Annotated in this window: 20 protein-coding genes; 5 read left to right on the top strand and 15 right to left on the bottom strand. The window is 53.5% G+C overall.

The annotated features are described in order from the left end of the window. The first annotated feature begins 105 nt into the window (after positions 1-105). From AC23NW_RS13695 to AC23NW_RS13710, 4 genes are all read left to right on the top strand, one after another. A complete protein-coding gene (locus AC23NW_RS13695; RefSeq protein WP_487450185.1) occupies positions 106-888 on the top strand; it encodes a carboxypeptidase-like regulatory domain-containing protein in 783 nt (260 codons plus the stop codon). A gap of 139 nt (positions 889-1,027) precedes the next feature. Further along, entirely contained in the window at positions 1,028-1,423 is a 396-nt protein-coding gene (locus AC23NW_RS13700) for a helix-turn-helix domain-containing protein (RefSeq protein WP_487450187.1), read from the top strand. A 36-nt stretch (positions 1,424-1,459) separates the two neighbouring features. Further along, positions 1,460-1,846 (top strand): VOC family protein, encoded by a 387-nt coding sequence (locus AC23NW_RS13705; RefSeq protein ID WP_487450189.1) that lies wholly within the window; start codon positions 1,460-1,462, stop codon positions 1,844-1,846. 68 nt (positions 1,847-1,914) lie between these two features. Beyond that, entirely contained in the window at positions 1,915-3,018 is a 1,104-nt protein-coding gene (locus AC23NW_RS13710; protein ID WP_487450191.1) for a DNA alkylation repair protein, read from the top strand. Positions 3,019-3,065: 47 nt separating this feature from the next. Here the strand turns inward: AC23NW_RS13710 and hisS are convergent, their stop codons facing one another. Together hisS and AC23NW_RS13720 are read right to left on the bottom strand one after the other, a co-directional pair. Further along, positions 3,066-4,424 (bottom strand): histidine--tRNA ligase, encoded by a 1,359-nt coding sequence (gene hisS / locus AC23NW_RS13715; RefSeq protein ID WP_487450193.1) that lies wholly within the window; start codon positions 4,422-4,424, stop codon positions 3,066-3,068. Next, positions 4,390-4,893: a hypothetical protein gene (locus AC23NW_RS13720; protein ID WP_487450195.1), complete on the bottom strand. Its 504-nt coding sequence runs from the start codon at positions 4,891-4,893 to the stop codon at positions 4,390-4,392. Before AC23NW_RS13720 ends, hisS begins: the two co-directional genes overlap by 35 nt. A 31-nt stretch (positions 4,894-4,924) precedes the next feature. Here AC23NW_RS13720 and AC23NW_RS13725 point away from each other — a divergent pair, with 31 nt between their 5' ends. Further along, entirely contained in the window at positions 4,925-5,080 is a 156-nt protein-coding gene (locus AC23NW_RS13725; RefSeq protein WP_177225794.1) for a hypothetical protein, read from the top strand. 144 nt (positions 5,081-5,224) lie between these two features. Here AC23NW_RS13725 and AC23NW_RS13730 read toward each other — a convergent pair whose 3' ends face one another. The 13 genes from AC23NW_RS13730 to AC23NW_RS13790 form a co-directional block, all read right to left on the bottom strand. After that, the gene (locus AC23NW_RS13730) at positions 5,225-5,578 is read right to left on the bottom strand and encodes a hypothetical protein (protein ID WP_293843186.1); all 354 of its coding nucleotides are present in this window, start codon (positions 5,576-5,578) and stop codon (positions 5,225-5,227) included. Positions 5,579-5,702: 124 nt separating this feature from the next. Further along, entirely contained in the window at positions 5,703-6,659 is a 957-nt protein-coding gene (locus tag AC23NW_RS13735; RefSeq protein ID WP_487450196.1) for a glycosyltransferase family 2 protein, read from the bottom strand. Between the two features lie 2 nt (positions 6,660-6,661). Beyond that, positions 6,662-7,945 (bottom strand): glutamate-1-semialdehyde 2,1-aminomutase, encoded by a 1,284-nt coding sequence (gene hemL / locus AC23NW_RS13740; RefSeq protein WP_487450197.1) that lies wholly within the window; start codon positions 7,943-7,945, stop codon positions 6,662-6,664. 130 nt (positions 7,946-8,075) lie between these two features. Next, entirely contained in the window at positions 8,076-9,884 is a 1,809-nt protein-coding gene (locus tag AC23NW_RS13745; RefSeq protein ID WP_487450198.1) for a tetratricopeptide repeat protein, read from the bottom strand. 122 nt (positions 9,885-10,006) lie between these two features. Next, a complete protein-coding gene (gene yidC, locus AC23NW_RS13750; protein ID WP_487450200.1) occupies positions 10,007-11,863 on the bottom strand; it encodes a membrane protein insertase YidC in 1,857 nt (618 codons plus the stop codon). 233 nt (positions 11,864-12,096) lie between these two features. Beyond that, on the bottom strand, positions 12,097-13,776 hold the full coding sequence (gene pyrG / locus AC23NW_RS13755; protein WP_487450201.1) for a CTP synthase: 1,680 nt from the start codon (positions 13,774-13,776) through the stop codon (positions 12,097-12,099). Between the two features lie 292 nt (positions 13,777-14,068). After that, the gene (locus AC23NW_RS13760) at positions 14,069-15,646 is read right to left on the bottom strand and encodes a serine hydrolase (protein ID WP_487450202.1); all 1,578 of its coding nucleotides are present in this window, start codon (positions 15,644-15,646) and stop codon (positions 14,069-14,071) included. 66 nt (positions 15,647-15,712) lie between these two features. Then, the gene (locus tag AC23NW_RS13765) at positions 15,713-17,593 is read right to left on the bottom strand and encodes a glycoside hydrolase family 127 protein (protein WP_487450204.1); all 1,881 of its coding nucleotides are present in this window, start codon (positions 17,591-17,593) and stop codon (positions 15,713-15,715) included. Positions 17,594-17,686: 93 nt separating this feature from the next. Beyond that, positions 17,687-18,847: a carboxynorspermidine decarboxylase gene (gene nspC / locus AC23NW_RS13770; protein ID WP_487450205.1), complete on the bottom strand. Its 1,161-nt coding sequence runs from the start codon at positions 18,845-18,847 to the stop codon at positions 17,687-17,689. A gap of 179 nt (positions 18,848-19,026) precedes the next feature. After that, complete coding sequence (locus tag AC23NW_RS13775) at positions 19,027-19,914, bottom strand: hydroxypyruvate isomerase family protein (protein ID WP_487450207.1); 888 nt, start codon at positions 19,912-19,914, stop codon at positions 19,027-19,029. 22 nt (positions 19,915-19,936) lie between these two features. Further along, the gene (locus AC23NW_RS13780; protein WP_487450209.1) at positions 19,937-22,633 is read right to left on the bottom strand and encodes a c-type cytochrome; all 2,697 of its coding nucleotides are present in this window, start codon (positions 22,631-22,633) and stop codon (positions 19,937-19,939) included. A 41-nt stretch (positions 22,634-22,674) separates the two neighbouring features. Then, a complete protein-coding gene (locus AC23NW_RS13785) occupies positions 22,675-23,631 on the bottom strand; it encodes a 2-hydroxyacid dehydrogenase (protein ID WP_487450211.1) in 957 nt (318 codons plus the stop codon). Between the two features lie 2 nt (positions 23,632-23,633). Then, on the bottom strand, positions 23,634-24,119 hold the full coding sequence (locus AC23NW_RS13790; RefSeq protein ID WP_293836236.1) for a VOC family protein: 486 nt from the start codon (positions 24,117-24,119) through the stop codon (positions 23,634-23,636). Between the last annotated feature and the right edge of the window lie 7 nt (positions 24,120-24,126).

Consider the following 24,126-nt stretch of genomic DNA (forward strand, 5'->3'; position numbering starts at 1 on the left):
TAATCCGGTCTTCCCTGCACTTGATGATTATTTCGTTTACAAAACCGCTCGTCTGTCCGCAATTTTGGTCAGTCATCTGACATTACCATACAGACAACGATACCAATGAACGCAACAAAATCATTCCGCAGCCTGACCGGCCTTTTAACACTGAGCCTCTTCGGTTTGCTCAGTACAACATCCTGTCAAAGCAATTCAAATACGGTTGATCCCGGTACGCCGTCCGGCGGAAAAAAAGGGTATGTAACCGGCAATGTCACTGACCCGCAGGGAAAACCGCTGGCTCAGGCGACTATTTACACCGAAAATACAGTAGTTAAGGATCGCGGTGCCGAGGTAAAAACATCTTCCGGGGGAAGCTATCAGATTCAGTTAATCGACAAGCTGGGCCAATGGATTGCCCGTGGCTTTATCCTGAAACAATACAATGGCCATGTCTATAAAGTCAGCCTTGACCCGAAAAACGCGGATTCGTTTACGGCCGAGGAACAGCCTGTCCGCGATTTTCAATGGAAACTGACCGGTCATGTACCTGATCTGAGCCTGGATTTGTATTATGGCGGCACGGTTGAGCTCTTCCGTGACCCGAATACAGACTTGTATGACAACGAAAATATTGAGTTTACCTTTAAGCCCGTGGGGCCGCTGATTGATGGCTCAACCGGTCAGACCCTTACGCTGCGGGCTAAAAAACGCTACGACAACTTCCTGAAAGATCTGCCGATAGGCCGCTATGAGGTTTCGGCAGTATACAAACCAACCAATACAAAACTAAAAGTGAGTGATGTATTCGGCGACGGTGACTATGCATCGTCGGTGACGGTCGACTTCACCGGCCGCGAATCTGCCACCCGCGAGAATATGATGGGCATCGGATACACCAGGTAGGCTGTCCTGTAAACTGTCCCGTTTCCGGCTTTGGAGAACGGGACAGTCTGGTTCCAGGCATTTTTCGCGTCGGGAACAACCGGTTGTAGTTACCCCGCCTGTGCTGTATCTTTATCCGGTACCCGTGTAGGAACCGATCATGACATATTACCAGAAGCAGGTCCAGCACCTGCGGCTACGGTGCTTCCCGAATCAGGCACTGGTCAACCAGCTGATCAAGGCCAAACAGCTCATTGATACCCAGTTCGCCGAGGCACTTCCTCTGGAAACCCTCGCCCGCGAAGCGCACCTGTCACCGTTTCATTTCATCCGGCTTTTCAGACTATGTTATGGCACAACTCCGCACCAATACCTGACAACGGTTCGGATACGGGAAGCCAAACGCCTGCTCCTGACCGGCCATTCCATGACCGACACCTGCTTTATTCTTGGCTTTTCCAGCATAACCTCTTTCTCGGCTCTGTTCAAAAAACATACAGGTCAGGCCCCGTCAGCTTTTCAGAAAAAAGCAATTTTGAAGAAGGCCGCCGACTAATTCAGCGCGTATTTGCGTCCTTAAACGCCCGATATTATGAAAATACGACTGAAAAGCCTGCTGGTTAATAATCAGGAAAACGCGCTACAATTTTATACCGAAGTACTTGGCTTTATCAAGAAAACCGAAATCCCGATGGGCGACCACCGGTGGCTGACGGTCGTAGCCAGAGAGGAACCCGACGGCGTTGAGCTTGTGCTTGAACCAACAGCCTTCCCGCCCGCCCAAACCTTTCAGCAAGCCCTTTTTGATGCCGGCATTCCGTATACGGCATTTGAGGTGGATAACCTTGATGAGGAGTATGACCGGTTACTGGCCGCCGGCGTAGCCTTCAGCATGCCACCGACGATGATGGGACCGACCAGACTCGCGGTCTTTAACGATACCTGCGGCAACAATATCCAGATCTATCAGATGCTGTAAACAAGAAACCAGCCTGTTCCTTCCGCTACTGCCATAGGGCTGTCACTGAAGCTGGCGATCTTTGTGCCATGAGCGCACTGAAAGACCTTTACTCGCCCGTATTCTATCAGGAATTTGCCCGGGTCATGCAGCAGGTACTACCTTCCTTTGACAAGGCAGCATTTACGGATCTTATTTTCGACGATACCTTTGCCCAAAAAGAATTAAAAGACCGGATGCGGCATACCACCCGTGTGCTACACCGGTTTATGCCTGCTGATTTTGGTAAAGCCGTTGACGTAATCTCAGCCCTGATCGCCCGGCTCCGGCAGGACAGGCTGGGCGAAAACAGTTTCCTTTTCCTGTTTCTGCCGGATTATATCGAGACCTACGGGATCGAAGACCTCGACAAAGCTATTCCGGCCATTGAACGGGTGACGCAGTTTATCAGCTGTGAGTTTGCCGTACGGCCGTTTCTGCGCCTGTACACTGACCCGATGATGGCACAAATGCAGGCGTGGGCCCATCACCCGAATCATCACGTAAGGCGGCTGGCCAGTGAAGGCAGCCGTCCGCGGCTACCGTGGGGCATGGCCGTACCGGCTCTGAAGCAAGACCCGTCCCCTATTCTGCCGATCCTGGAAACGTTGAAAAACGATCCGTCTGAATACGTCCGCCGGAGCGTAGCCAATAACCTGAACGACATTTCGAAAGACCATCCGGAGACAGTACTGGCTGTGGCACAGGCATGGAAAGGCCTTAGCCGCGAGACCGATGCCTTGATCAAACACGGGTGCCGGACGCTGTTGAAACAAGGACACGAATCGATTCTGGCGTTCTATGCCCTCAACAGCACCGACATACAGGCTCAGCAATTCCGGTTGCTGACGGCGGACGTCAGCATTGGTGATAGCCTGGCCTTCACGTTTTCGGTCCGGAATACGTCGGCACAAGCACTGGTCGTCCGGCTTGAATACGCCGTTTATTACCGGCTACAGAACGGGCAGCTCTCGCGGAAAGTATTCAAAATCAGCGAGCGGCTCTTTGCTCCCAATGAACAGGCAACCATTGTCCGGAGACAGAAATTCATCCCGATCACCACCCGGCGATTCTATACCGGCGAGCACCGTATCGCCCTGATTGTTAATGGCAAAGAGTACGAACCGGTGCCGTTTGTATTACATCAGGCATAAAAAAGCCCTGATGAGTCATCAGGGCGTCAATACAAGCAGGGAACCGGTTAGAACAACGCGGTGATTTCAGCCGCCGTCAGTTTCTGTTGCTCACCGGTTATCATGTTTTTAACGGTCAGTTTGCCGGTCTGAATTTCTTCCGAGCCAATCAGCACCACATACGGAATCTGTTTGGCGTTGGCGTAGTCGAGCTGTTTCTTTACCTTGGCCAGATCAGGGTAGGCCTCAGCCGCTACGCCTGCTTCCCGCAATTGGCTCAATAATGGGTAGGCCACGCTCCGGCCCTCGGCGTCGAAGCAAACAATCAGCACCTGTGTGCTTTGTTGTGCCGTGGCCGGGAAAAGCTGTAGTTCGTCCATCACGTCATAAATCCGGTCGACACCAAACGAAATGCCCACGCCCGACAAGCCGGGTTGCCCGAACGCACCCGTGAGGTTGTCGTAACGACCGCCGCCGCTGATACTACCGATTGATACGTTGTTGGCTTTCACTTCAAAAATAGCGCCGGTGTAATAGGACAGGCCACGGGCAAGCGTCACATCCAGTTCAAGCCGCGAGTCCGACAGACCAAGTGCTCCGGCAATCTGCCACACCTCTTCCAGTTCGGCAATGCCTTTTTGCGCCAGTGCCGAGTCGGCGAGCCATACTTTCAGTTCATTCAGTGTTTCGAGTGAGTCACCGGTCGGAGCAAACATCGGCTCAAGCCGGTCAATTGACTCTTCGGAGAAGCCACGTTCGCGCAGTTCGTCGAGGACTTTCTCGCGGCCGATTTTGTCAAGTTTATCAATAGCAACGGCCAGCGGTCCTTCCTGTCCCGGCGCACCGATGGCCTCGGCAATACCGGCCAGAATCTTGCGGTTATTAATTTTAAGCGTAAAATCCGCAACGCCCAGATTCCGGAATACTTCGTGGACCATCATCACAATTTCAGCCTCGCACAGTAGTGAGTCAGTACCCACCACATCGGCATCGCACTGATAAAACTCCCGGTAGCGGCCTTTCTGCGGCCGGTCGGCCCGCCACACCGGCTGCATTTGGTACCGTTTAAAAGGCAAGGCCAGCGCATGCCGGTTCATGACTACGTAGCGTGCAAACGGTACGGTCAGGTCATAGCGCAGGCCTTTTTCAGAAACTTTAGTAGTCAGTTTTTTCGCACCGGCGGCAATATCAGCGTCGGTAACTTTATCCAGATAATCGCCGGAATTCAGAATTTTAAACAGCAGCTGATCGCCTTCATCACCATATTTACCCATCAGCACGGACAGGTTTTCCATGGCCGGCGTTTCAAGCGGCTGAAAACCGAACTTACGGAATGTTTGACGAATGGTATCAAATATATAGAGCCGTTTGCCCATTTGCTCCGGCCCGAAATCACGGGTTCCTTTGGGTAATCCTGGTTTTTGCATACCGCAAAATTAGGCATTTGAATCCGTAGAGACGCAATATTTTGCGTCTCCAATCGCCGTCAAACGTATCCATCTGCCCGAATAAGACAAGTAAACCACGCAAATGAGACGCAAGATGTTGCGTCTCTACGCTGACATCTAACGTATCCACCTGCCCGAATAAGACAAGTAAACCACGCAAATGAGACGCAAGATGTTGCGTCTCTACGCTGACATCTAACGCATCCATCTGCCCGAATAAGACAAGTAAACCACGCAAATGAGACGCAAGATGTTGCGTCTCTACGCTGACGTCAAACGCATCCATCTCACCGAATAAGATAAGTAAACCACGCAAACGAGACGCAATATTTTGCGTCTCTACGCTGACGTCTAACGCATCCACCTCACCGAATAAGACAAGTAAACCACGTAAATGAGACGCAACATCTTGCGTCTCTACGTAAAAAATCGTAATTTTGCGGTTCATTTTCAGAAGATACGAAAAATAACTATACACAATGGGAGTTTCAGCACTTAAGCGGAAAGACCGCAAAAACAAAGCGCGTGCTAATAACGCAGTTAGCAAAATCAAACAATTGTTGCGCAAACCAGAAATCCGCAACGTTGACGTTGAGGCCATCAAAGCTTCTTTCGCTGAGAAAAAAGCAGCTTAATTATCAGGCCTCAGGGATTTTATCTCCCGGTCAGGCTTGTGATTATACAAAAAACCACATAGCGGCATAGCGGGTAGCGTAATCGCTACAGATACTATGACACTATGTGGTTTTTACGGTTATATAGTCTGCCGGATCGGGAAACTAGTTTTGTCCGCCGCCCTTATTCCCCGCCGCTGCCTTACGCCGCGCAAGGCGGTCTTTAAGTTCCTTCTTCAACTGCCGCCGCACAAACCGCCGGTAATCCAGCGCTACCCGCAACCGCACTGCCTGCCCGAACAGGGCTAATCCGCCATTGATCATGATCAGGCTGTAAGTCCCGATCAGGAACCATTGCCGGAACGGCGCACCGGTATGTTTCAGCTGTGATGCTTCACTGAAAATACAGAGGCCGGCACCGATTAACAACAGGCTGACCGGCGATAAAATCATCCATTTGGTACGGGTACTCATCCGCTTTAACAAGCGTCGTCCGGGGGGCTTCGCAGGATTAGGCATAAGGCATGCTGGTTTCTCAGTTATAGTTACGTGTTTTATTGAGATAACACGTTTTTCATATTGATGGTTATCGTGAAATGTTCACCGGAACGGGCAACTACGAACCCGTTCCGGTGTGATTTAGTTAAGCCGGCCGGATCCATTCTTTCAGAAAGCCAAGTCCGTAGCCCGTAAGCTGAACCAGTGCCGCGATCATACTCAGGCCACCTACATAGATACTCTTTTCGCGGCGGACGGCATCCAGCCCGAGCAGGAGCAAAAACAGGCTCAGCAAGGCAAGGCCCAACCCGAATAACGGCCAATAGACTAAGGCTAGTACCGGTAAGCTTAACATCCCGACGGTAAACCATACCGGCAAAGTATGGACCAGTTTCACCGGAATGCCGTAACGCCGTTTAAGCTGAATCCGGGTTCGGCCAAAGCTGAATACCTGTTTAAAAAAAGCCCCGAACGTACCCCGCCGCTTGTGGTAGACAAACGCATCCGGAATTAGCCCGACCGCATAGCCCGACCGCATCAGCCGTGTACTGAGCTCCATGTCTTCGCCCATGTCCCGTTTCGCAAAACCGCCTGTTTCCTGAAACACTTTCCGCGAGAGGCCCATGTTGAAACTACGCGGGTGAAACTGTCCGCCCAGGTTCTTTTTGCTGCCCCGGATTCCGCCGGTCGTGAATACGGATGTCATCGAGTAGCTGATGGCCCGTTGTAACGGGGTAAAATCCGGATCGGCGGCATCCGGCCCGCCGTAAGCATCCAGCCAGCTGGCCTTCAAATGACGGTCCACCGTTTCCAGATATGTCGGGGGCACAATAGCATCGGAATCGAATACGACAAAGTAATCTCCGTTTGCCCGCTCGAAACCAAAATTCCGCGAAAACCCCTGGCCGGTATTTTCCTTATAATAATAGGTCAGCCGAAGCTGACCGGCATACTGTTCTGCTACGTAGTCAGCCTTACGCGTTGATCCGTCTTCCACGACAATCACCTCAAAATCAGTGTATGTCTGCCGGGTCAGGCTTCCGAGTAGCTCGGCCAGTTCATCGGGACGGTTATAGACCGGAATGACAATCGAAAACGTCATGCTTAAACGGCTTCCCGCAGGGCGTCTTCGTTGGCCGAAATCACCTCATCGATCAGTTCATCCGTCAGGGCAGTCGATATAAACAGGCTTTCAAACTGCGAAGGAGCCAGATAGACCCCACGCTTCAGCATCGCCTGGAAATAGCGGCCGAACAACGGCAGGTCGCAGGTTTTCGCCGAAGCAAAATCCGTTACCGGCTGATCAGTCATGAACATCGTAAACATCGACCCGATCTGGTTGATGGTATACGGTAGCCCCACCTTATCCAGTCCCTTTTTAAAGCCTGCCGCCAGTTTGCTACCGGTTTCTTCCAGGCGTGTATATACTTCCGGATGCCCGTTCAGGTGGCGCAGCATGGCCAGACCTGCCGACATGGCAATCGGGTTACCCGACAGTGTGCCGGCCTGATAAACCGGTCCCGCCGGAGAAACAAAATTCATGATATCGGCCCGACCGCCATAAGCACCCACCGGCATACCGCCGCCGATGATTTTCCCCATCGTTGTCAGGTCCGGCGTTACGCCGAAGCGTTCCTGAGCGCCGCCTTTGGCGAGCCGGAAGCCAGTCATTACCTCGTCAAAAATCAGCAGAATACCGTGACGCGTACACAGATCCCGTAACCCTTCCAGGAAGCCTGGTTCCGGCAACACACACCCCATATTCCCGACCACCGGCTCCAGAATCAGGGCGGCAATCTGGTTCGGGTTATTGTTTACCAGCGTTTCAACGGCCTGCAGGTCGTTATACGGGGCGGTGAGTGTATCCAGGGCCGTAGCCTTCGTAACCCCCGGGCTGTCCGGCGTGCCCATCGTCAGGGCACCGCTACCGGCCGCGATCAGAAACGAATCACCGTGGCCGTGATAGCAGCCTTCAAACTTGATAATTTTATCCCGTCCGGTAAAACCACGCGCCAGCCGGATAGCGGCCATCGTTGCCTCCGTACCTGAGTTTACCATCCGCACTTTTTCCACTGAAGGGACTATGCTCACAATCAGCTCGGCCATTTCGACTTCCTTTCGGGTCGGTGCACCAAATGAAAAGGAATGCTGAATGGCCTCGCGTACGGCCTCCTCTACGGGTTCGAATGCGTGCCCCAGCACCATCGGACCCCATGAGTTGATTAATTCAATATATCGTTTGCCGTCTTCGTCGTATAAAAACGGTCCTTTTGCCGACTTAATAAATACCGGCGATCCGCCTACTGCCCGAAACGCCCGTACCGGTGAGTTTACGCCGCCTGGTATCAAGGTTTTCGCTTTCTCAAAAAGTTGTTCGCTCGTTGTCATAACTACTTTTCTAATGAATAATGGATAATGAGCAATGGATAATGTGTGCTGAAGCCAACCTATACGACGAGCGTAAGTCCTCAGTATACATTACACATTGTTCATTACACAGTACATACTCTTCATTTAATTAGTTAATTTTCGTAAACCGCCCGTCTTCAAATTTAACAATGGGCACCACCTGGTTTTCGTTTCCTTTTGCGTAATCGAAGCCCGACAACAGGTAATCATCGGCCTGTGCTCCGGATGAGTTTTTTACAGGGAAACTGTTACGGGCAATCTGCCGCCCGAAGAACAGCAGCATGTCATACCCCTGAGCGGCATACACCGACGGAATAATGTTCTGCATGTTCAGGTATGCCTTTTCAAACTCATCGACCACCGGCCGGCCCCGATCCAGAAAATCCGGATAGAGCAGGTACAATTCCCGCTTGGTGAACGTCGATACGGCATTCTGGTAAAAATCAAAGGCCGACGACGTTGCGATAACCGGAGCAGCCACCCGCCGTTTGTTCAGGGCGTCGACCATGCGCGGGCCATCGGCTTCGTTACTGCTGGCTACAAACACGTGGCCGGGCATCAGCGACGAGTTTGCCGAGCCAATGGCCGGCTGACCAACCGATGTGCTCACTCCGCCAATCTTCATGGATGCCGCAATGGCATCCGCGTTTCCGGCCAGTTTTTTAAACTCCAGAATCTGATAACCGCGCCGCTTCAGTTCCGCCTGATACAGAGCCGCCAGTGTGGAGTCTTTTTTAGTTGTGCCATAATATACTGCTGCCCGGCGCGCCTGCCCCAGCGAATGCGCAAAGGTCATGGCTTTTTCAGCCTGCTGATTCAGCGACGGCTGAGCCAGATAAGCCATCGGCTGACCGTCGACCAGCTCACGGCTTGTGGCAATCGGGTTAATCAGCGGCACTTCACTCTGCATGGCATAGGACGTTACGAGCCGGTTTGGTTCGGCGTACATAGGTCCGAAAATCATATCGGCCGACTGCGAGAAGGACGGATTATTGATCAGCTCCAGCGTTTTGTCGTCGTCATTGTCGAGATCGTAAGCAAACAGGTTTACGGTAATTCCCTCAGCCTGGAGCTTTGCTTTCGCCAGTTTCATACCGCCATACAGGTCGTAGACAAACTGCGTGTTGCGGGCCGGCCGCTCAGTATCCGTTTCCGGTAACCGGAAAGGAAATAAAACGGCGATATTATAGTAGCCTTTCTGCCGGTTTATGACAGGTTTACGCTGGGCTGCCGGCTGGGTCTGCACTACCGGAGGCGGAGTGGTCTGTTGCTGCACGGGACGGGTGCCGCGCGGAGCTGTTTCGAAAGCCAGCTGCGACGGATCACCGTAGCGGTTGGTCAGCTGGTCAGACAGTACCAGATCCGCTTTATCCGTTGAGGATTGCTGAATGCGGTCAATCAGCGTCCAGGCCAGGTATTTATCTTCCGGATAATCACGCTGTAGTTTTTTCAGCAGCGCCAGGTCCTTAATTTTCGGGAGAAAGGTCCGTTCCATTTTAACGGCTTCCCGCTTCAGGTCGGCATCTGTAATCCGTTGCAACGCTGCAATACCTTCTTCCCACTGGCCCGTTTCTAAAGATGCGGCAGCATAGAGGTAATGGGCGTCATCCATTTTTTTCCAGTCCGGAAAGCGCTCCGTGAGCTGGGTAAGCATTGCCCGTGCCTGGGCGTAATTCCGTTGCCGGAATGATGCAATAGCATAGTAATAGTGTGCGTACGGCGCCAGCCCGTTTACACGCTGCGTCATGGGGGATAATTCAACTTTGGCGCGTTCATAATCACCCAGTTGTACCAGCTTAACGGCCGCCTTGTAGCGGCGTTCGGCCTCGGGTGAAATCTGACTCCAGCTTCGTAACGGGTTTCCTGCCAGTAATACGGTTATCACCAGCAGGTAAAGCCGAAAACATCTATGTTCCATCGGATAAAGTAGTTAGCGCACTAAACAGACAAAAGCAACGCCCGAAAGCGTTGCTTTACATAACAAATAAAAACGAATGACAGCTGATAATGTATGAGCATCATTAGCTTTTTATCCAGTGACTATTTCTTCTTCGGACGCTGTTCGGCACGACGCTTCGCTTCTTCGGCATCTTTACGGGCATCTTCAGCCTGTTGCAGCGTGCGTTGCAGCATGTCCTGGAACTTCGATTTCTTAGCCCCGCCTCCGGTAGCAAACTTCTTCCGGTTCTCGTCTAATACCGCTTTGATTTTGTTTTCATCTACAAAACGGCGGATAACCTGCTGCTGCGTAATGGTAACCACGTTCGAGACAAAGTAGTACCAGGTCAGACCGGCCGGGAATGAGTTCAGAACAAACATGAACATTACCGGGAAAATGTAGCTCATCGCTTTCATATTGACCGGGCCGGGCTGTGCCGGCGTGTTCTGGTTGTTATACCACGCATAGACAATCGACGAAATGGTCATCATCACCGTGAACAGACTCAGGTGATCGCCCAGGAACGGAATAGTTACCGGAAACTTCAGGAAGGCATCATAGGTCGACAAATCGCTTGACCACAAGAACGATTTCTGGCGCAGTTCGATCAGGTTCGGGAACAGGAAGAACAACGACATCAGGATCGGCATCGTGGCCAGTACCGGCACACATCCGCTCAGCGGACTCACTCCCACCTGCTGATACAGTTTCATCTGCTCCGACTGCACTTTCGTCATATCGTCGCCCACGCGCTCTTTAATTTCGTTGATTTCCGGCTGCAGCACCCGCATTTTCGCCATGCTGACATACGACTTATACGTCAGCGGCGTCAGCAGCAGTTTTACGAATACCACCAGCGCTACGATCAGTAAGCCGTAATTCGTGAATACTTTTTCAAACATGCTGAAAACCGGCACGAAGAAGTATTTGTTCAGCGGTTTCAGGACGGCATAGCCCAGGTACACGTTCCGGTCGAACTCCGTTGCTACATCGCCCAGCAGCTGATAGTCGTTCGGGCCATAGTAGAAGCGGTAGTTGCCTTTGCCGGTTTTGATGTCGCCCATTGGCAGGTTCACAATCGCCACGGCCGTTTTTACAACTGAGCTATCCGCCGGATCGACCAGCGTTTTGAACGTCGCATTCTGCAACGGAGCATTTTTTGCGATAAAACCGGCGAGGAAATACTTGTGCTTGATCGAAAACCACTGCACCGGCTCTTCAACCGCTTTTTCGTGGCTGTCCTGCCCTTCGGGTAATCCGTCAAAAGTTTCGTCCTGAAGCAGATAGTTGATCACTGCTTTCTGACGGTTTTCCTTCAGGTCATTTTCGAATTGAGGCATACGATCCTGCCAGAAGAACCGGACGTTCTCGTTACCGACGAGGTTGTCCATGCCATTCATTTTCAGATCATACTCTACGGTGTATCCTTCAGCCGGGATGGTGTATGACTGCTCAACAGTCTGGCCGGGCGCAACCTCCAGCTGGAAAGTAATCCGCTGCGGCTGACCGCTGACGGTCGAATTCTGAGCGGCTGTCTGGAAATAAAGGCTGTGTAAATCGACTTTACCCTTTTTGGTCTGCACCTCCAGTAAGGTATTGCTCGTTTTTTCGTCGATCAGGAAAAGCGGCTTTTTGGTGTACGTCTCATAGTTTTTGAGCTGTACCTGCTTTACGCGGCCACCTTTTGTCGAGAAGGTAATTTTTACGTCCTTATTTTCAACCACGATATCGCGGGCCTCGCCATTGGCAGCAACGGCAAAATCGCCGTAGAGCGAACGGGCTGCGGTAGAATCAAGCGTCTGCGTGGTGGTTTTCTGCGTGGTGGCAGTTTTTGAAGAGGCCTTGGCCTGTTGTGTTTGTGTTTGAGCTGGTTTCGGCTCCGGCTTAGGCATCAATACCTGATACCCGACGAGCAGCGCTAAAATCAGGGCAATTCCAACGAGTTGATTACGATCCATTTGTAATTGATTTCAGTATACAGCACTCAGCTTATGGTTTTGTTGTCGTTTAACTGTAACCGGTAACCTGAAAACTGAAAACTGCTTGAATAAGTGCAAAATTACGGGGAAATGCCGGGTTAACCAACGGTGATGTCATACCATTCATCCGGGTTTACTGCCGATAAGCACACAGCCCACTCTGTCCGGAGCGAAACAGTAGTGGGCTGTGCAGTTAATCAGGACCTTACGTCTTACGACAGTACGGCCGTATCTGCCGCTGGTTCAGGCAGATAATTCTGTTTTTTCTGAGAATAGGCGAGGGCGGCTTTCACAAAGTGAACAAATAAAGGGTGCGGTGCCATGACCGTACTTTTCAGCTCAGGGTGGAACTGAACGCCCACAAACCATGGGTGGTTCGGTACTTCCACGATCTCAACCAGTCCGCTTTCCGGATTAATACCGGTTGCCTTCATGCCTGCCTTTTCAAATTTCGTCAGGTACTCGTTGTTGAACTCATACCGGTGACGGTGACGCTCGCTGATGGTTGTCTTGCCGTAAATTCTGTGCGCCATTGAATCACGCTTGATTTTGCACGGATAAGCACCAACCCGCATCGTACCGCCTTTTTCGGTCACGTTTTTCTGATCTTCCATTAAACCGATTACGGCAACCTGCGTTTCCGGATTCATTTCGGTCGAATGGGCTTCTTCCAGACCCAGTACGTTCCGGGCATATTCAATTACGGCCATCTGCATTCCCAGACAAATGCCCAGGAACGGAATACCGTTTTCCCGCGCAAAGCGTACGGCATTGATTTTGCCGTCGATACCGCGTTCGCCGAAGCCCGGCGCCACCAGTACCCCGTCCAGTTCGCGCAGTACATCGGCACAGTGGTGCTCATCGACCAGCGTTTCCGACTGAATCCACTCCAGTTTCACCTTGCACTCGTTTTCGGCACCGGCGTGGATGAATGATTCAGCGATGGATTTGTAGGCATCGTGCAGCTCCACATACTTACCGACCAGACCAATCCGGACGGTATCCGACGGATTTTTCAGGCGGCCAAGGAAGTCTTTCCAAGCGTCCAGATCAGCGTCCTGGTCGTTGTAGAGGTCGAGCATGTACAGCGTGCGCTGGTCGAGCTTTTCCTTTTTCATCAGGAGCGGTACGTCGTAGATCGTTTCCGCGTCGATTGCCTCAATCACGGAGTTGACCTGTACGTTACAGAAGAGCGCAATTTTGCGGCGGATTTCCATCGGCAGCGGATGTTCGGTCCGGCACACGATAATATCCGGCTGAACGCCGTTTTCGAGCAGCATACGCACCGAGTGCTGGGTTGGCTTGGTCTTCAGCTCGCCGGCCGACTGCAGATACGGGATCAGGGTCAGGTGAATGACCAGTGTATCTTTTTCGCCCAGTTCAAACTTCAGCTGCCGGACAGCCTCCACGAAAGGCAGGGACTCGATGTCGCCTACGCAGCCGCCGATTTCGGTGATGATGATGTCGTACTCACCCGTATCGCCCAGCAACCGGATGTTACGCTTGATTTCGTCGGTAATATGCGGTACAACCTGTACAGTTTTCCCAAGGAAGTCCCCACGGCGTTCGCGGTTGATTACATTGTAGTAAATCCGCCCCGTAGTAATGTTGTTGGCCTGCGACGTTGGCCGGTTAAGGAAACGTTCGTAGTGACCAAGATCGAGGTCCGTTTCGGCCCCGTCATCAGTGACGTAGCACTCTCCATGTTCATATGGATTCAGTGTGCCCGGATCAACGTTGATGTAGGGATCGAACTTCTGGATGGTTACCGATAAACCTCGTGATTGAAGTAATTTAGCAAGCGATGAAGCAATAATGCCCTTGCCAAGAGAAGATGTTACACCGCCTGTAACAAAGATGTATTTTGCGGATTTTGAGCCCGTAGACGCCATGTCTGAAAACCTGTTTTCGTCGTTACGGGATGTAAAATTACGAAAATTACCGGGATTCGGAAACGGAATTTAGGGTACATCCGGATAATTATCTGGCAATCAGCGGACCGCTTCCTCAAAAAAAGTATTTTCCCCGTCAGCCTTTGTTTTATGAAAAAACGTCTATATAACGGCTTTTCAGTAGCATGTTCTACTCCGTTTAAGTTAAGTGGTGGCACGACTGGATGGCCAGCCCCGTCAAACAGGGCCGGCTGCCGGGCGTGCCACCAATATTCCACTATTATTACTTAACTCACTTCACCCGCTTCAGCTCCAGATCCTGAAAGTCGAAACTGAAATCGGTCAGCGGCGAAATCGGCTTCATCGTAATCCGCGACGGCTTCATGTCTTCATCAACCTGAAACATAACATACGCATCGGCATCCAGGCTGCGGTTGTTCCACTTAACGATAAACGTGTTGTTTTTGTAATAAAACAGCTCACCGGTCAGTTTGGGCGACCGCACCGAGGTAAACCAGTACCGGTTGTCTTTCTGACTGATTACTACATCGCCGAACCAGTTGTCGCGGTAGGTGCCCAGGTATGGCGCGATGGCCGGTTTAGCGGTCGTGCTCTGCTGTTCTTTCGTAATCGTTTCCCAGACCGATTTGGTAATGGCATCGGCCTCCGCCTGTCCTTTCTGTACACGGTCACCGAAGAGTTTCACCCAGTCCGTTGGCGGCAGTCCCAGGTAACTGTCTTTGATCGTGTTCGTTACGGCGCTGAACGCGGCTCCGACCTGCTGGTTCGTAAAGACGATAATGCCCAGCTGCAACTCCGGAAGGAGCGTTACCTGCGTCACCATCCCGGCCAGACCGCCGGTGTGGGTTACCTGTTTGTAGCCTTTTACATCGGATAGCCCCCAGCCCAGACCATAGGCTGAGAAGTGCGTATTGTAGGGCGGAACCGGCACAGGGCTAACCGGTGTAATCGTCTGCGGAGCCCACATATCGTTGTGCACCGACTCGCTGAAGAGCCGTTTGCCGTCGCCGTACTTCCCGCGGTTCAGCTGCATGGTCACCCATTTCGCCATGTCCGAAACACTGGAATTAATCCCGCCGGCCGAATGACCGAACCGGAACTTGTCGCGGCTGATTACCTGTACCGTACCGTTTACTGCCGCGTGGGCATCAATCGCATTGACCTTATCCGGCAGCCGTTCGTAGGAGCCGGCGCTGCCGTTCATCTGCAAAGGCTTCATAATCCGCTCTTCCACAAAGGCCTCCCAGGTCTTACCGCTAACCCGCTGAATGACCTCGCCGGCCACCATGTAGAGCAGGTTATCGTAATCGTATTTGGTTCGGAAACCCGATACCGGTTTCAGGTAACGCAGGTTATGAATCACGTCTTTCAGCGTGAAGTTGCTCGAATCGGGCCAGAACATCAGGTCACCGGCACCAAGGCCCAGGCCGCTGCGGTGGGTCAGCAAATCGCGGATCGTAAATTCCTCGGTTACGTAGGCGTTGTACATCCGGAACTCCGGAATAAAATCAATCACTTTCGAATCCCAGGTTAGCTTGCCTTCGTCCATCAGGATACCCAGCGCCGCCGCCGTAAACGCCTTGCTGTTCGACGCAATGCCGAACATCGTGTTTTCGTCCACCTTCTCCCTGGTTCGCAGCGACCGGACACCGTAGCCTTTGGCATGCACCACTTTCCCGTCTTTAACCACGGCCACGGCAATGCCCGGTACCGAAAATGTCGTCAGCGTCCGCTCGACCAGTGCGTCAATCTGCGGAGCCGTGATAACCTGTGCGTTCAGTTGCGGCACAAGGCAGAGCAGCAGCAGCCCTGTCAGCAACCGGCTTATTGCTGTAACATGTTGATTCATATCGTTCGTAGCGTTGGTTTTACCTTGGCAAGTAGCGTATTTTCCGGCGTGAAGTCAACCTGTAGCCTACGGCAATTTCACCGTATCAACCAGCTGCGGCAGCCAGACCCGGAAACGCGACTGATCGTTGTAGGTATTGCCGGCCGATGCCACGTCACAGAGGGTGAGCGTAACCGGCGGCACACCCCGTTCGAGATGCGACTCCAGCGCAAACTTTGCCCTGAACGCGACCCAGACCGCCGGATTTTTGGGTGTTACCGGCTCCAGGACCACAAAGCCCTCCTTATCGGTCAGCGGATTCAGCGGCTCGTCAACACTGACCTTATCGAGCCGGCTGTCACGGGCCAGCACCAGCGGTCCGCGCAAAACGGCGACGTATTCCGACAAATTACCCATGCGTACCAGCCGCCCCCGCATATCCAGCGAAAGCGTCACCTCGTCGGTGGGTTGCCATGTTCGCCGGATGCTGGCATACTCCCCGCTTTTCACTCCGTCGACGGGCTGGCCATTGACCAGCAACGTGGTTTGGGCACTCCAGGCCGGTATGCGGAGTTGCAGCGTCAGTTCCTCAGCTTTCGGCAGCGCCAGTTTCAGACTGACAGTACCGGCATCGGGATAGGTTGTTTGCTGGATCAACTGCGCCGTCTGCCCTTTGGGCGTTTTGAACGTATACTGACCTGCTACAAAGAAGTTTACCGCCGCCCCGCTCCGGTCGCCCATTACAACGGTGGCGGGCAGGGTAAACAGCCCGCGCGGCCCGCTGGCGACACAGCAGTTCAGGTCCATGCCGCACTGTCCTTCGCCCTCTAACCGCTGTCCCGACAACGGCGAATATTTAGCCCAGTCGGCACCATCCGGCTGCATAGATGCCAGTAAGGCATTGTAGTAACTTTGTTCAATGGCATCGGCGTACTTCGCTTCGCCTGTCAGGCGCAGCAACTGCTGACTGAGCTTAATCCAGGTCACCGTCACGCAGGTTTCCTGATAATGCCGGACCGGCAGGGTTTGCAGGTTTTTCCCGCCGAACCACATTTCCGTGCTCGCCCCCGAACCGGCAATGTTAATTTCTGTATCGCGGATATTGGTCCATGTCTGCTCAACGGCTGTCTTATACGCCGCTTTGCCGGTCAGCCGGTAGAGTTCCAGCAGCCCTTCGTAACACGACATCATCTCATAGGCTTTCTGCCCCTGTTCGTAGCCATAGTGCTGTTTGGGGCGCGGAAACCGCTTCGATACATCCTGCGTGGCCTTCGCCATCAGCTGCGGACCATCGGGGGTCTCCCACTCGCGGACAATTTCTTCGGCAAAATCCAGGTAGCGTTTATCACTGGTTCGTACATACAGCTGCGTCATCGGTTCAAGTACCGAGCTGGAGGCCATGCCCCGGTAATTTCCCGTTTTGACAATCAGTGTATTGCGGTTGGTCAGTTCATTGATGAGGTGGTCGGCCAGGCGGCGGGTGGCGTCGAGGACTTTTTTATCGCCGGTCAGGTCGTAATAAGCCAGCAGGCCCAGCATGCAGTATTTACGCCCCCAGATATCCCACTGCTGGAGGTGTTTATCTTCGGCATAATTGCCGATGTAGCCGTCGGGGGTTTGTGTTGCCAGCAAACCGGCCACTGCTTTGTCCAGCACCGCTTTCAGGCGTGGTTCGGGGCGGTACTTGTAAGCCTGAACGGCGGAGGTAAACCATTTACCCCAGAACTCGCTTTGCCAGCGGGTTGATTCGGTCCGGGTCCGGAACGGCGCGACCAGATGCTCTACATCCTGGGCCATGATCCGGTGCTCGTATGAAGCGTTCAGTCGTTCACCGATATAGCCCTCCACCCTGACGGTTTCGAGGGGCAGCAAGCGGTCATTTTCGACCGGTTTAACCATTTTCTGGCCAAGGGCCGGCAACATGACAACGGCCAGAACAAACGTCCGGGCCCATGAGTAACTACGCATGATGGATGGAGTAACGGGTTTATAACGCTAAGCGCATAAAACACCCATCCGGCACGACGCAGCTCACAGGCCCGGAACCGTTTCCGGTACGGCTTAGCTCAGCCGGTCCTTAAAGCTTTCGTAGCCGTACGACCGTACGAGCCGGAAGGTGTTATCTTCTTTCCAAATGCCGATTGACGGCAGATTTACTCCATTAAAGGTGGTTGTTTTCACCATCGTGTAGTGAATCATATCGTCGAACACCACCAGGTCGCCTTCCTTGAGCGGTTCGTCAAAGCTATAGTCGCCCATGAAATCACCGGCCAGACAGGTCATGCCGCCAAGGCGGTAGGTTGGCTTACCGGCAACCGGCTCGTGATAAGCCCCGATAATCCGTGGTTTATAGGGCATTTCGAGCGTATCCGGCATGTGGGCCGCAAACGATGTATCGAGTATCACCACCGGAATGCCCTGGCTATCGAGCACATCCAGCACCGACGATACCAATACGCCGGTTTGCCAGCCAATGGCCGAGCCTGGTTCCAGAATCACTTCCACGTTATACTTCTCGCGGAACCGGGTCAGCAGTTCCACCAGGTGGTCGGTATTGTAGCCTTCGCGGGTCATGAGGTGGCCGCCGCCCATGTTCACCCATTTGGCCTGATGCAGCAGTTCGCCGAACCGGGCTTCCAGCGCTTCGAGGGTGCGTTCGAGGGTGTAAGAGTCATTTTCGCAGAGCGTATGGAAATGAATTCCTTCCATGCCATCGGGCAGAGACGCCGGCAGTTTGTCGCGCGTAACGCCCAGCCGGGAACCCGGCACGCAGGGGTTGTACATATCCGTTGCCACTTCCGAATATTGCGGATTGACCCGGATACCGCAGCTCACCTGGTTTTCAGGATCAACCGACGCATTATACGCGGCCACCCGTTCCCGGTACTTCTCCCACTGGTTCATGGAATTGAACGTCAGGTGGCTGCTACGCGACAGCACTTCCTCAAACTCATGCGACTGATAGGCAGGCATGTACGTGTGGGCCGGAATGCCCATGTACTCGTTAATGAGTTTAATTTCGTTCAGTGAACTGGCCGTTGCCCCCGGCAGATATTCCCGCACCAGCGGAAACGCACTAAACATCGAAAAGCCCTTCAGGGCCACAATAATCTGTATGCCTGCACGCTGCTGAACCGAGTTTATCAGTTCCAGATTCCGGCGGAGTTTTGCCTCCTCCAGCACGAAGCAGGGTGATGGGAGTTGTTGATAGTCAATTGCCATAGCACTGTACCAACGGTAGGTAGACCGTTTTTGTTCAGGCCGCAAAGGTACAGCGAATTGCCTAATGACCCTACAGCAAAAAAAAGCCCTTCCCCTGAAATCAGGGAAGGGGTGCGTTTCAGGTTTCTAAAGCCCCTCCCCTTACTCCAAGGGGAGGGGTTGGGGTGGGGTCAATAGCCTCAGGCAACGTCGCAAATCTGGATGCTTTGCTTGAGCGAGGCCAGCGGATCGCGCTTCGGCACAAACTCCTGACCGACAAATCCTTTGTAGCCGGTATCAACAATGGCCCGCATGATGGCCGGATAATTCAGCTCCTGCGTATCGTCGATTTCGGCACGGCCCGGCACACCACCGGTATGGTAGTGCGCAAAATACGGGTGGAATTTCTTGATCGTAGCAATCACGTCGCCTTCCATGATCTGCATGTGATAGATATCGTACAGCAGCTTCATCTTCTCCGAACCGACCTGCTTGCACAGTTCTACGCCCCAGGCCGTATGGTCACACTGGTAATCCTTGTGGTTTACCTTGCTGTTCAACAGCTCCATCACCATCGTGATGCCGTGTTTTTCGGCGGCGGGCATGAGACGCTTCAGGCCTTTTACCGCATTTTCCATGCCCTGCTCGTCGGACATACCTTTGCGGTTGCCCGAAAAACAGATCACTTTATCATACCCGGCGGCAACCAGTTTCGGGAAGTGCTCTTCGTAGCTTTTCACCAGCTCATCATGCAGCTCCGGATTGTTGAATCCTTTTTCGATGCCCAGTCCGGCACCCCACGGCAACGCACACGTCAGGCCGTATTTTTTGATGGTCGGCCACTCGGCAGGGCCTTGCAGCTCCACCGATTTAATGCCCATGTCCTTAGCCGCTTTGCAGAGGTCATCGAGCGGAATTTTGCTGTAGCACCAGCGGGCCACTGAATGGTTGATTTTTCCGTTCAGTTCGGCGCCGAGCGACTGCTGTGCCTCCGCAAAGGCATCGGTCAGCGCGGCCGTACCCGACAGAATGGCCGAGCCCGCTACCATGTTTTTGAGCGCAGAACGGCGTGAGGTGATTAATGACATATAGGTTAACAGGGGTTGTTGGTTATTTTTTCTCTGATTTAGTCGCCATGTACAACGAATGTTTTTCGTTTCCACCCGACATCAAATACGCCATCAAATCGCTCAGTTCGCCCGGATTCAGGCTGTTGATCAGCCCCGGCAACATAATTGACACGGTAGAATATTTGGTATTAACCACATCTTTCTTCGGAATCTTCCGGAGGTAGTCGGCAGCAAACGGGTTCTGCGAAATCGAATAACTGGTGTTATCCTGACTGATTAACCGCCCGAGCACCGACTGTCCATTCTTTAAGTAAAAAATGGTCGATGCATACTGATCCGAAATGGCTTTGTTCGGCTCAATAATAGCTTCCAGAATGTCCTTTTTCGAGAAACGGGTACCCAGCTGCGTCAGATCAGGACCTATATCACGACCTTCGCCCCGTATCGTATGACACCGGTTACAGACGACCGCTCCGAAAATCTGCTTGCCACGGTTAAAGTCCGGATTCCGCATGTTGGTATCCAGCATAGCGAGCGCGTTTTCGACTTTCCAGCCACGCCCCGGGCCTTTCGGCGTATAATTGCCCGCCAGATCATTTCCTGACGAGGTCAGCAGCTCTTCGCCGGAAAGTTTGGCATACTGTGCCAGTTGCTCTTTCGGCACGTTGGCCAGCGCCAGTTTCCGTGCCCGGTCGACAAAGCCGATGTAGCTATTGCCACCCTGATACCTGAACGCATTGGCAAACCACTTGAAATACGTTTCGCGCAGTTCCGGTGTCCAGCCGGTTTTGAGTCGGCTCAGCATCGTGGCGTAATACGTTTGCTGGGCCGGCGGCACCTTCTCCAGCATACTGGCAATATCCAGCCCGTACTGCGGATTCCGGAGAATCAGATCCGAGGAGTTATTGGTCATTTCGCCGTTGACATTACCGCCGCCCGGCTCGTCTTTCAGCGCTAGTTGTGTCAGCGTTTTAGCCGCGATCCCCGGCGCTTCCAGCGCAATCAGGAGCTTGCTCAGGCTGCGGTTCGGCAAGGCATTCTTTCCGGGGAAATACGGGTTCAGATACGCAATGACCTCATTCCGGACGGCTCCGTCAGGAATGCCCATCCGCAAAAACGTCAGTTCAAAGGCCCGCCACAAATCGATCTGCTGCGGCTCGGTGAGGGCTTTGGCGTTAATACCGGTCAGGGCTTTCAGCATGGCATCACGCTGTGCCGGAGCACCGTGGTGAGCCAGCGCAATCATACTCTGAATCAGCCGCTGCGGGTCTTTTTCGGCCAATGCCTTATCCTGCCAGGTAGCAACCGGCTGGTGCTCAACGGCCACACGCGCCGCATACCGCACAAACCGGTCCGGATGGTTCAGGTTAGGCCATGCGGCGGCCAATGCTGCCGGATTCGGATCACCGTGGTAGGCCTCCAGACGAGTGCGTAACTGATGCTCCGGCGTCGGGGCCGAAGCGACTGACGCGGCGGTTGACTCGCTGCCTTCGTAATACACCCGGTATAAATCAGACTCCAGCCCGCGGCCACCAGTCAGGAAATACATTGAGCCGTCGGGGCCGATCGCTCCGTCGGTCAGCGGCAGCGGCGATCCTGAAATAAACTCTTCGCGTTCACCGACATACGATGCGCCCTGCGGTTTCATGCTGATGGCATAGATAATCCCGAAGCTCCAGTCAAACGCAAACAGCGATTGCCGGTAGCGTTGCGGGAACCGTGCATTCCGGCCCGACATCAGGTTGGTCGGTGAGCCCTGTCCGATGTTCACCACCGGCGGCAGGTTATCCGGGAAGGCCGGTGTCCATTTGCCGTTACCGGTACGCCAGCCAAACTCACTGCCGCTCGTTGCATGGCAGATACGCGTCGGCCGGTACCACGGCAAGCCGAAATCCCACTCCATGTCGGAGTCGTAGGTAAACATATCCCCTGCCTCGTTGAACGCAATATCGAACGGGTTCCGGAAACCGGCGCTGACCAGTTCCCACTTTTTGCCGAGAGAATCAATGTTGGCGATCCAGCCCCCAGGTGCCATCCGGTCGTTTGCGTGGCCGCGCGGGTCTTTAATCTGCGGGAACAGGTTATCTTCTTTCCAGACTTTCGGCAGGCGGTAACTATCCATTTCCGGCACATCGGTATGGTTGCCGCAGATCACATAGATCGACTTTTTATCCGGCGCCAGCACCACACTGTGCGGTCCGTGCTCGCCCTCCCCTTTTAAGGCCTTCAGGAGGGTAATCTTGTCAAACTGATCGTCGCCGTCGGTATCCTGAAGCCGGTACAAACCACTGCCCGTCGGGAAGGTTTTATCGCTCCGGTGGTTAACCATGACATACAGGCTGTTAAAGGCCCATAACAGCCCCTGCGCGTAGCCAAGGCCGATTTTGGCTTTTGTGGTATCCCCGGGCTGCGGCTTGATGTTGAGCGGCATAACCTTTGCCTGACCACCACCGATAGGCGGTATTTCCAGCCGGTACAACCGGCCGTACTGGTCAGAGGCGATCATCCGGCCCTTGTTATCAAAGGTCATCGAGACCCATGAACCCTGCTTATTTTCGGAGGGACTATAGAGGTGCTCCGCTTTGAAGCCCGGTAGTAATTTTAGCTTATCGAGTTTAGGATTGGGAGCCGGAGGCTGCGACGTGCCGGCATCCTGCATACGTACCCAGGCCGTTCCGAACAACACGAAGCCTGACAGCGCAAGGGCTAATTTGCTCAGCTTGAACGTTGAAAACATAAAACAAGGTCAAATAAAAAGGTTTGGGAGAGGCAACCGCCTTACAGACCGAGCGCTACGCGGTTGAACACACTTTCCGGCACAGGCGCATCGCCGGCCAGAAATGTCAGTACGTTTTGCACGGTGTACATACACATAGTACGATAGGTAGTCGCGGTCAGGCTACCCACATGCGCAGTAATCATAGTTTTCGGGTGCAGGGAAAGCTGATCATCGGCAGCAGGCGGTTCTTCAGCCAGCACATCGGCCCCGAAACCGGCGAGTTGTCCGTCATTGAGTGCGTTCAGCAACGCCTGCTCATCGATCAGTCCGCCCCGGGCGGTGTTAATCAGAAACGCCCCCGGTTTCAGCAGCGCCAGCCGGTCTGCATTCAGCAGCCGGTCGGTTTCGGGCGTCAGCGGCAGGTGCAGGCTGATCACGTCCGCCTTCCCCAGCAGCTCTTCCAGCGGCAGCGCCTGATAATTCACGGACGGATTCTGGCTCAGATCCCAGTAAACGACCTGCATGCCAAAGGCTTCGGCCAGCCGGGCCACGCGCCGTCCGATGTTGCCCAACCCCAGAATGCCCAGCGTTTTGCCCGTCAGTTCGTCACCGCTGTACTGATTCCGTCCGTTCCAGTTACCGGCCCGCACCTGCGATACCGAGTTGTACATATTCCGGACCAGCATCAGCATCAGCGACATCGCATGTTCGGCAATCGTCGCGGCATTGGCACCGGGCGCGTTAATCACCCGGATACCGCGCGCCGTTGCCGCCTGTACATCCACGTTATCGAGTCCTACACCGCAGCGGGCCACCACTTCGAGTGCCGGGCAGGCATCCAGCAATGCCTGATTTACCTGCCCTTTGCCCCGCGTAATGACTGCGTGAATCGTCTCGTTCTGTAAAATATCCGCCAGAGGCCGCTCACCATAGGCCGTCAGCACCCGCACAGTATCGTGCAGCAGGGCATCCGCCTCTTCAGCTACGGTTTCAAGCAGCAAAACAGTTTTCTGCATGGTTACTCGTGATACAGCGTCGCGTTTTCGGAACGTTCGCCCCGGAAATCATTACGGTTCGATACATAAAGGCCGTCGGCATACAGTTCGTCTTCGAAAATCGCCGGATCGGGTTCGTAGGTCGGGCTTGATGAGATTTCGACAAGGTTGCCCGACGGGTCACGGACAAACATCTGCATGGCACCATCCGGCAACCGACGCACCTTGCCCCATGGCGTAACATCGACCACACCCAGTTCTTTCATGCGCCAGAAGATCGGGTTAAAGTCATCGACCTGCACACAGATATGGCCCCGGAAAGAGGTGGTATCTTCCCATTCCGAGATGTGCAGCTGCTGCGTCTCGTTGAACTTGAAGAACATAACCGGGTAATCGAACTTAAACGCCGGAAGGATTTCCAGACCCAGTTCGTTGGCGTAAAACTCGCCGGCTTTCTCGAGGTTATCCACGATCAGCGTTACGTGATTGATGCGAATGGCTCTTGCCATGACTGAA

The sequence above is a fragment of the Arsenicibacter sp. R0_47 genome, assembly GCF_057652235.1.

Bases quoted from the DNA above. Each gene is read 5' to 3' on its own strand.
- AC23NW_RS13700 (WP_487450187.1), top strand. From the start codon at position 1,028: ATGACATATTACCAGAAGCAGGTCCAGCACCTGCGGCTACGGTGCTTC.
- yidC (WP_487450200.1), bottom strand. From the start codon at position 11,863: ATGGATCGTAATCAACTCGTTGGAATTGCCCTGATTTTAGCGCTGCTC.
- AC23NW_RS13725 (WP_177225794.1), top strand. From the start codon at position 4,925: ATGGGAGTTTCAGCACTTAAGCGGAAAGACCGCAAAAACAAAGCGCGT.
- AC23NW_RS13705 (WP_487450189.1), top strand. From the start codon at position 1,460: ATGAAAATACGACTGAAAAGCCTGCTGGTTAATAATCAGGAAAACGCG.
- AC23NW_RS13735 (WP_487450196.1), bottom strand. From the start codon at position 6,659: ATGACGTTTTCGATTGTCATTCCGGTCTATAACCGTCCCGATGAACTG.
- AC23NW_RS13785 (WP_487450211.1), bottom strand. From the start codon at position 23,631: ATGCAGAAAACTGTTTTGCTGCTTGAAACCGTAGCTGAAGAGGCGGAT.
- hisS (WP_487450193.1), bottom strand. From the start codon at position 4,424: ATGCAAAAACCAGGATTACCCAAAGGAACCCGTGATTTCGGGCCGGAG.
- AC23NW_RS13775 (WP_487450207.1), bottom strand. From the start codon at position 19,914: ATGTCATTAATCACCTCACGCCGTTCTGCGCTCAAAAACATGGTAGCG.
- AC23NW_RS13765 (WP_487450204.1), bottom strand. From the start codon at position 17,593: ATGCGTAGTTACTCATGGGCCCGGACGTTTGTTCTGGCCGTTGTCATG.
- AC23NW_RS13695 (WP_487450185.1), top strand. From the start codon at position 106: ATGAACGCAACAAAATCATTCCGCAGCCTGACCGGCCTTTTAACACTG.
- pyrG (WP_487450201.1), bottom strand. From the start codon at position 13,776: ATGGCGTCTACGGGCTCAAAATCCGCAAAATACATCTTTGTTACAGGC.
- nspC (WP_487450205.1), bottom strand. From the start codon at position 18,847: ATGGCAATTGACTATCAACAACTCCCATCACCCTGCTTCGTGCTGGAG.
- AC23NW_RS13760 (WP_487450202.1), bottom strand. From the start codon at position 15,646: ATGAATCAACATGTTACAGCAATAAGCCGGTTGCTGACAGGGCTGCTG.
- AC23NW_RS13745 (WP_487450198.1), bottom strand. From the start codon at position 9,884: ATGGAACATAGATGTTTTCGGCTTTACCTGCTGGTGATAACCGTATTA.
- AC23NW_RS13790 (WP_293836236.1), bottom strand. From the start codon at position 24,119: ATGGCAAGAGCCATTCGCATCAATCACGTAACGCTGATCGTGGATAAC.
- AC23NW_RS13710 (WP_487450191.1), top strand. From the start codon at position 1,915: ATGAGCGCACTGAAAGACCTTTACTCGCCCGTATTCTATCAGGAATTT.
- AC23NW_RS13720 (WP_487450195.1), bottom strand. From the start codon at position 4,893: ATGAACCGCAAAATTACGATTTTTTACGTAGAGACGCAAGATGTTGCG.
- hemL (WP_487450197.1), bottom strand. From the start codon at position 7,945: ATGACAACGAGCGAACAACTTTTTGAGAAAGCGAAAACCTTGATACCA.
- AC23NW_RS13780 (WP_487450209.1), bottom strand. From the start codon at position 22,633: ATGTTTTCAACGTTCAAGCTGAGCAAATTAGCCCTTGCGCTGTCAGGC.
- AC23NW_RS13730 (WP_293843186.1), bottom strand. From the start codon at position 5,578: ATGCCTAATCCTGCGAAGCCCCCCGGACGACGCTTGTTAAAGCGGATG.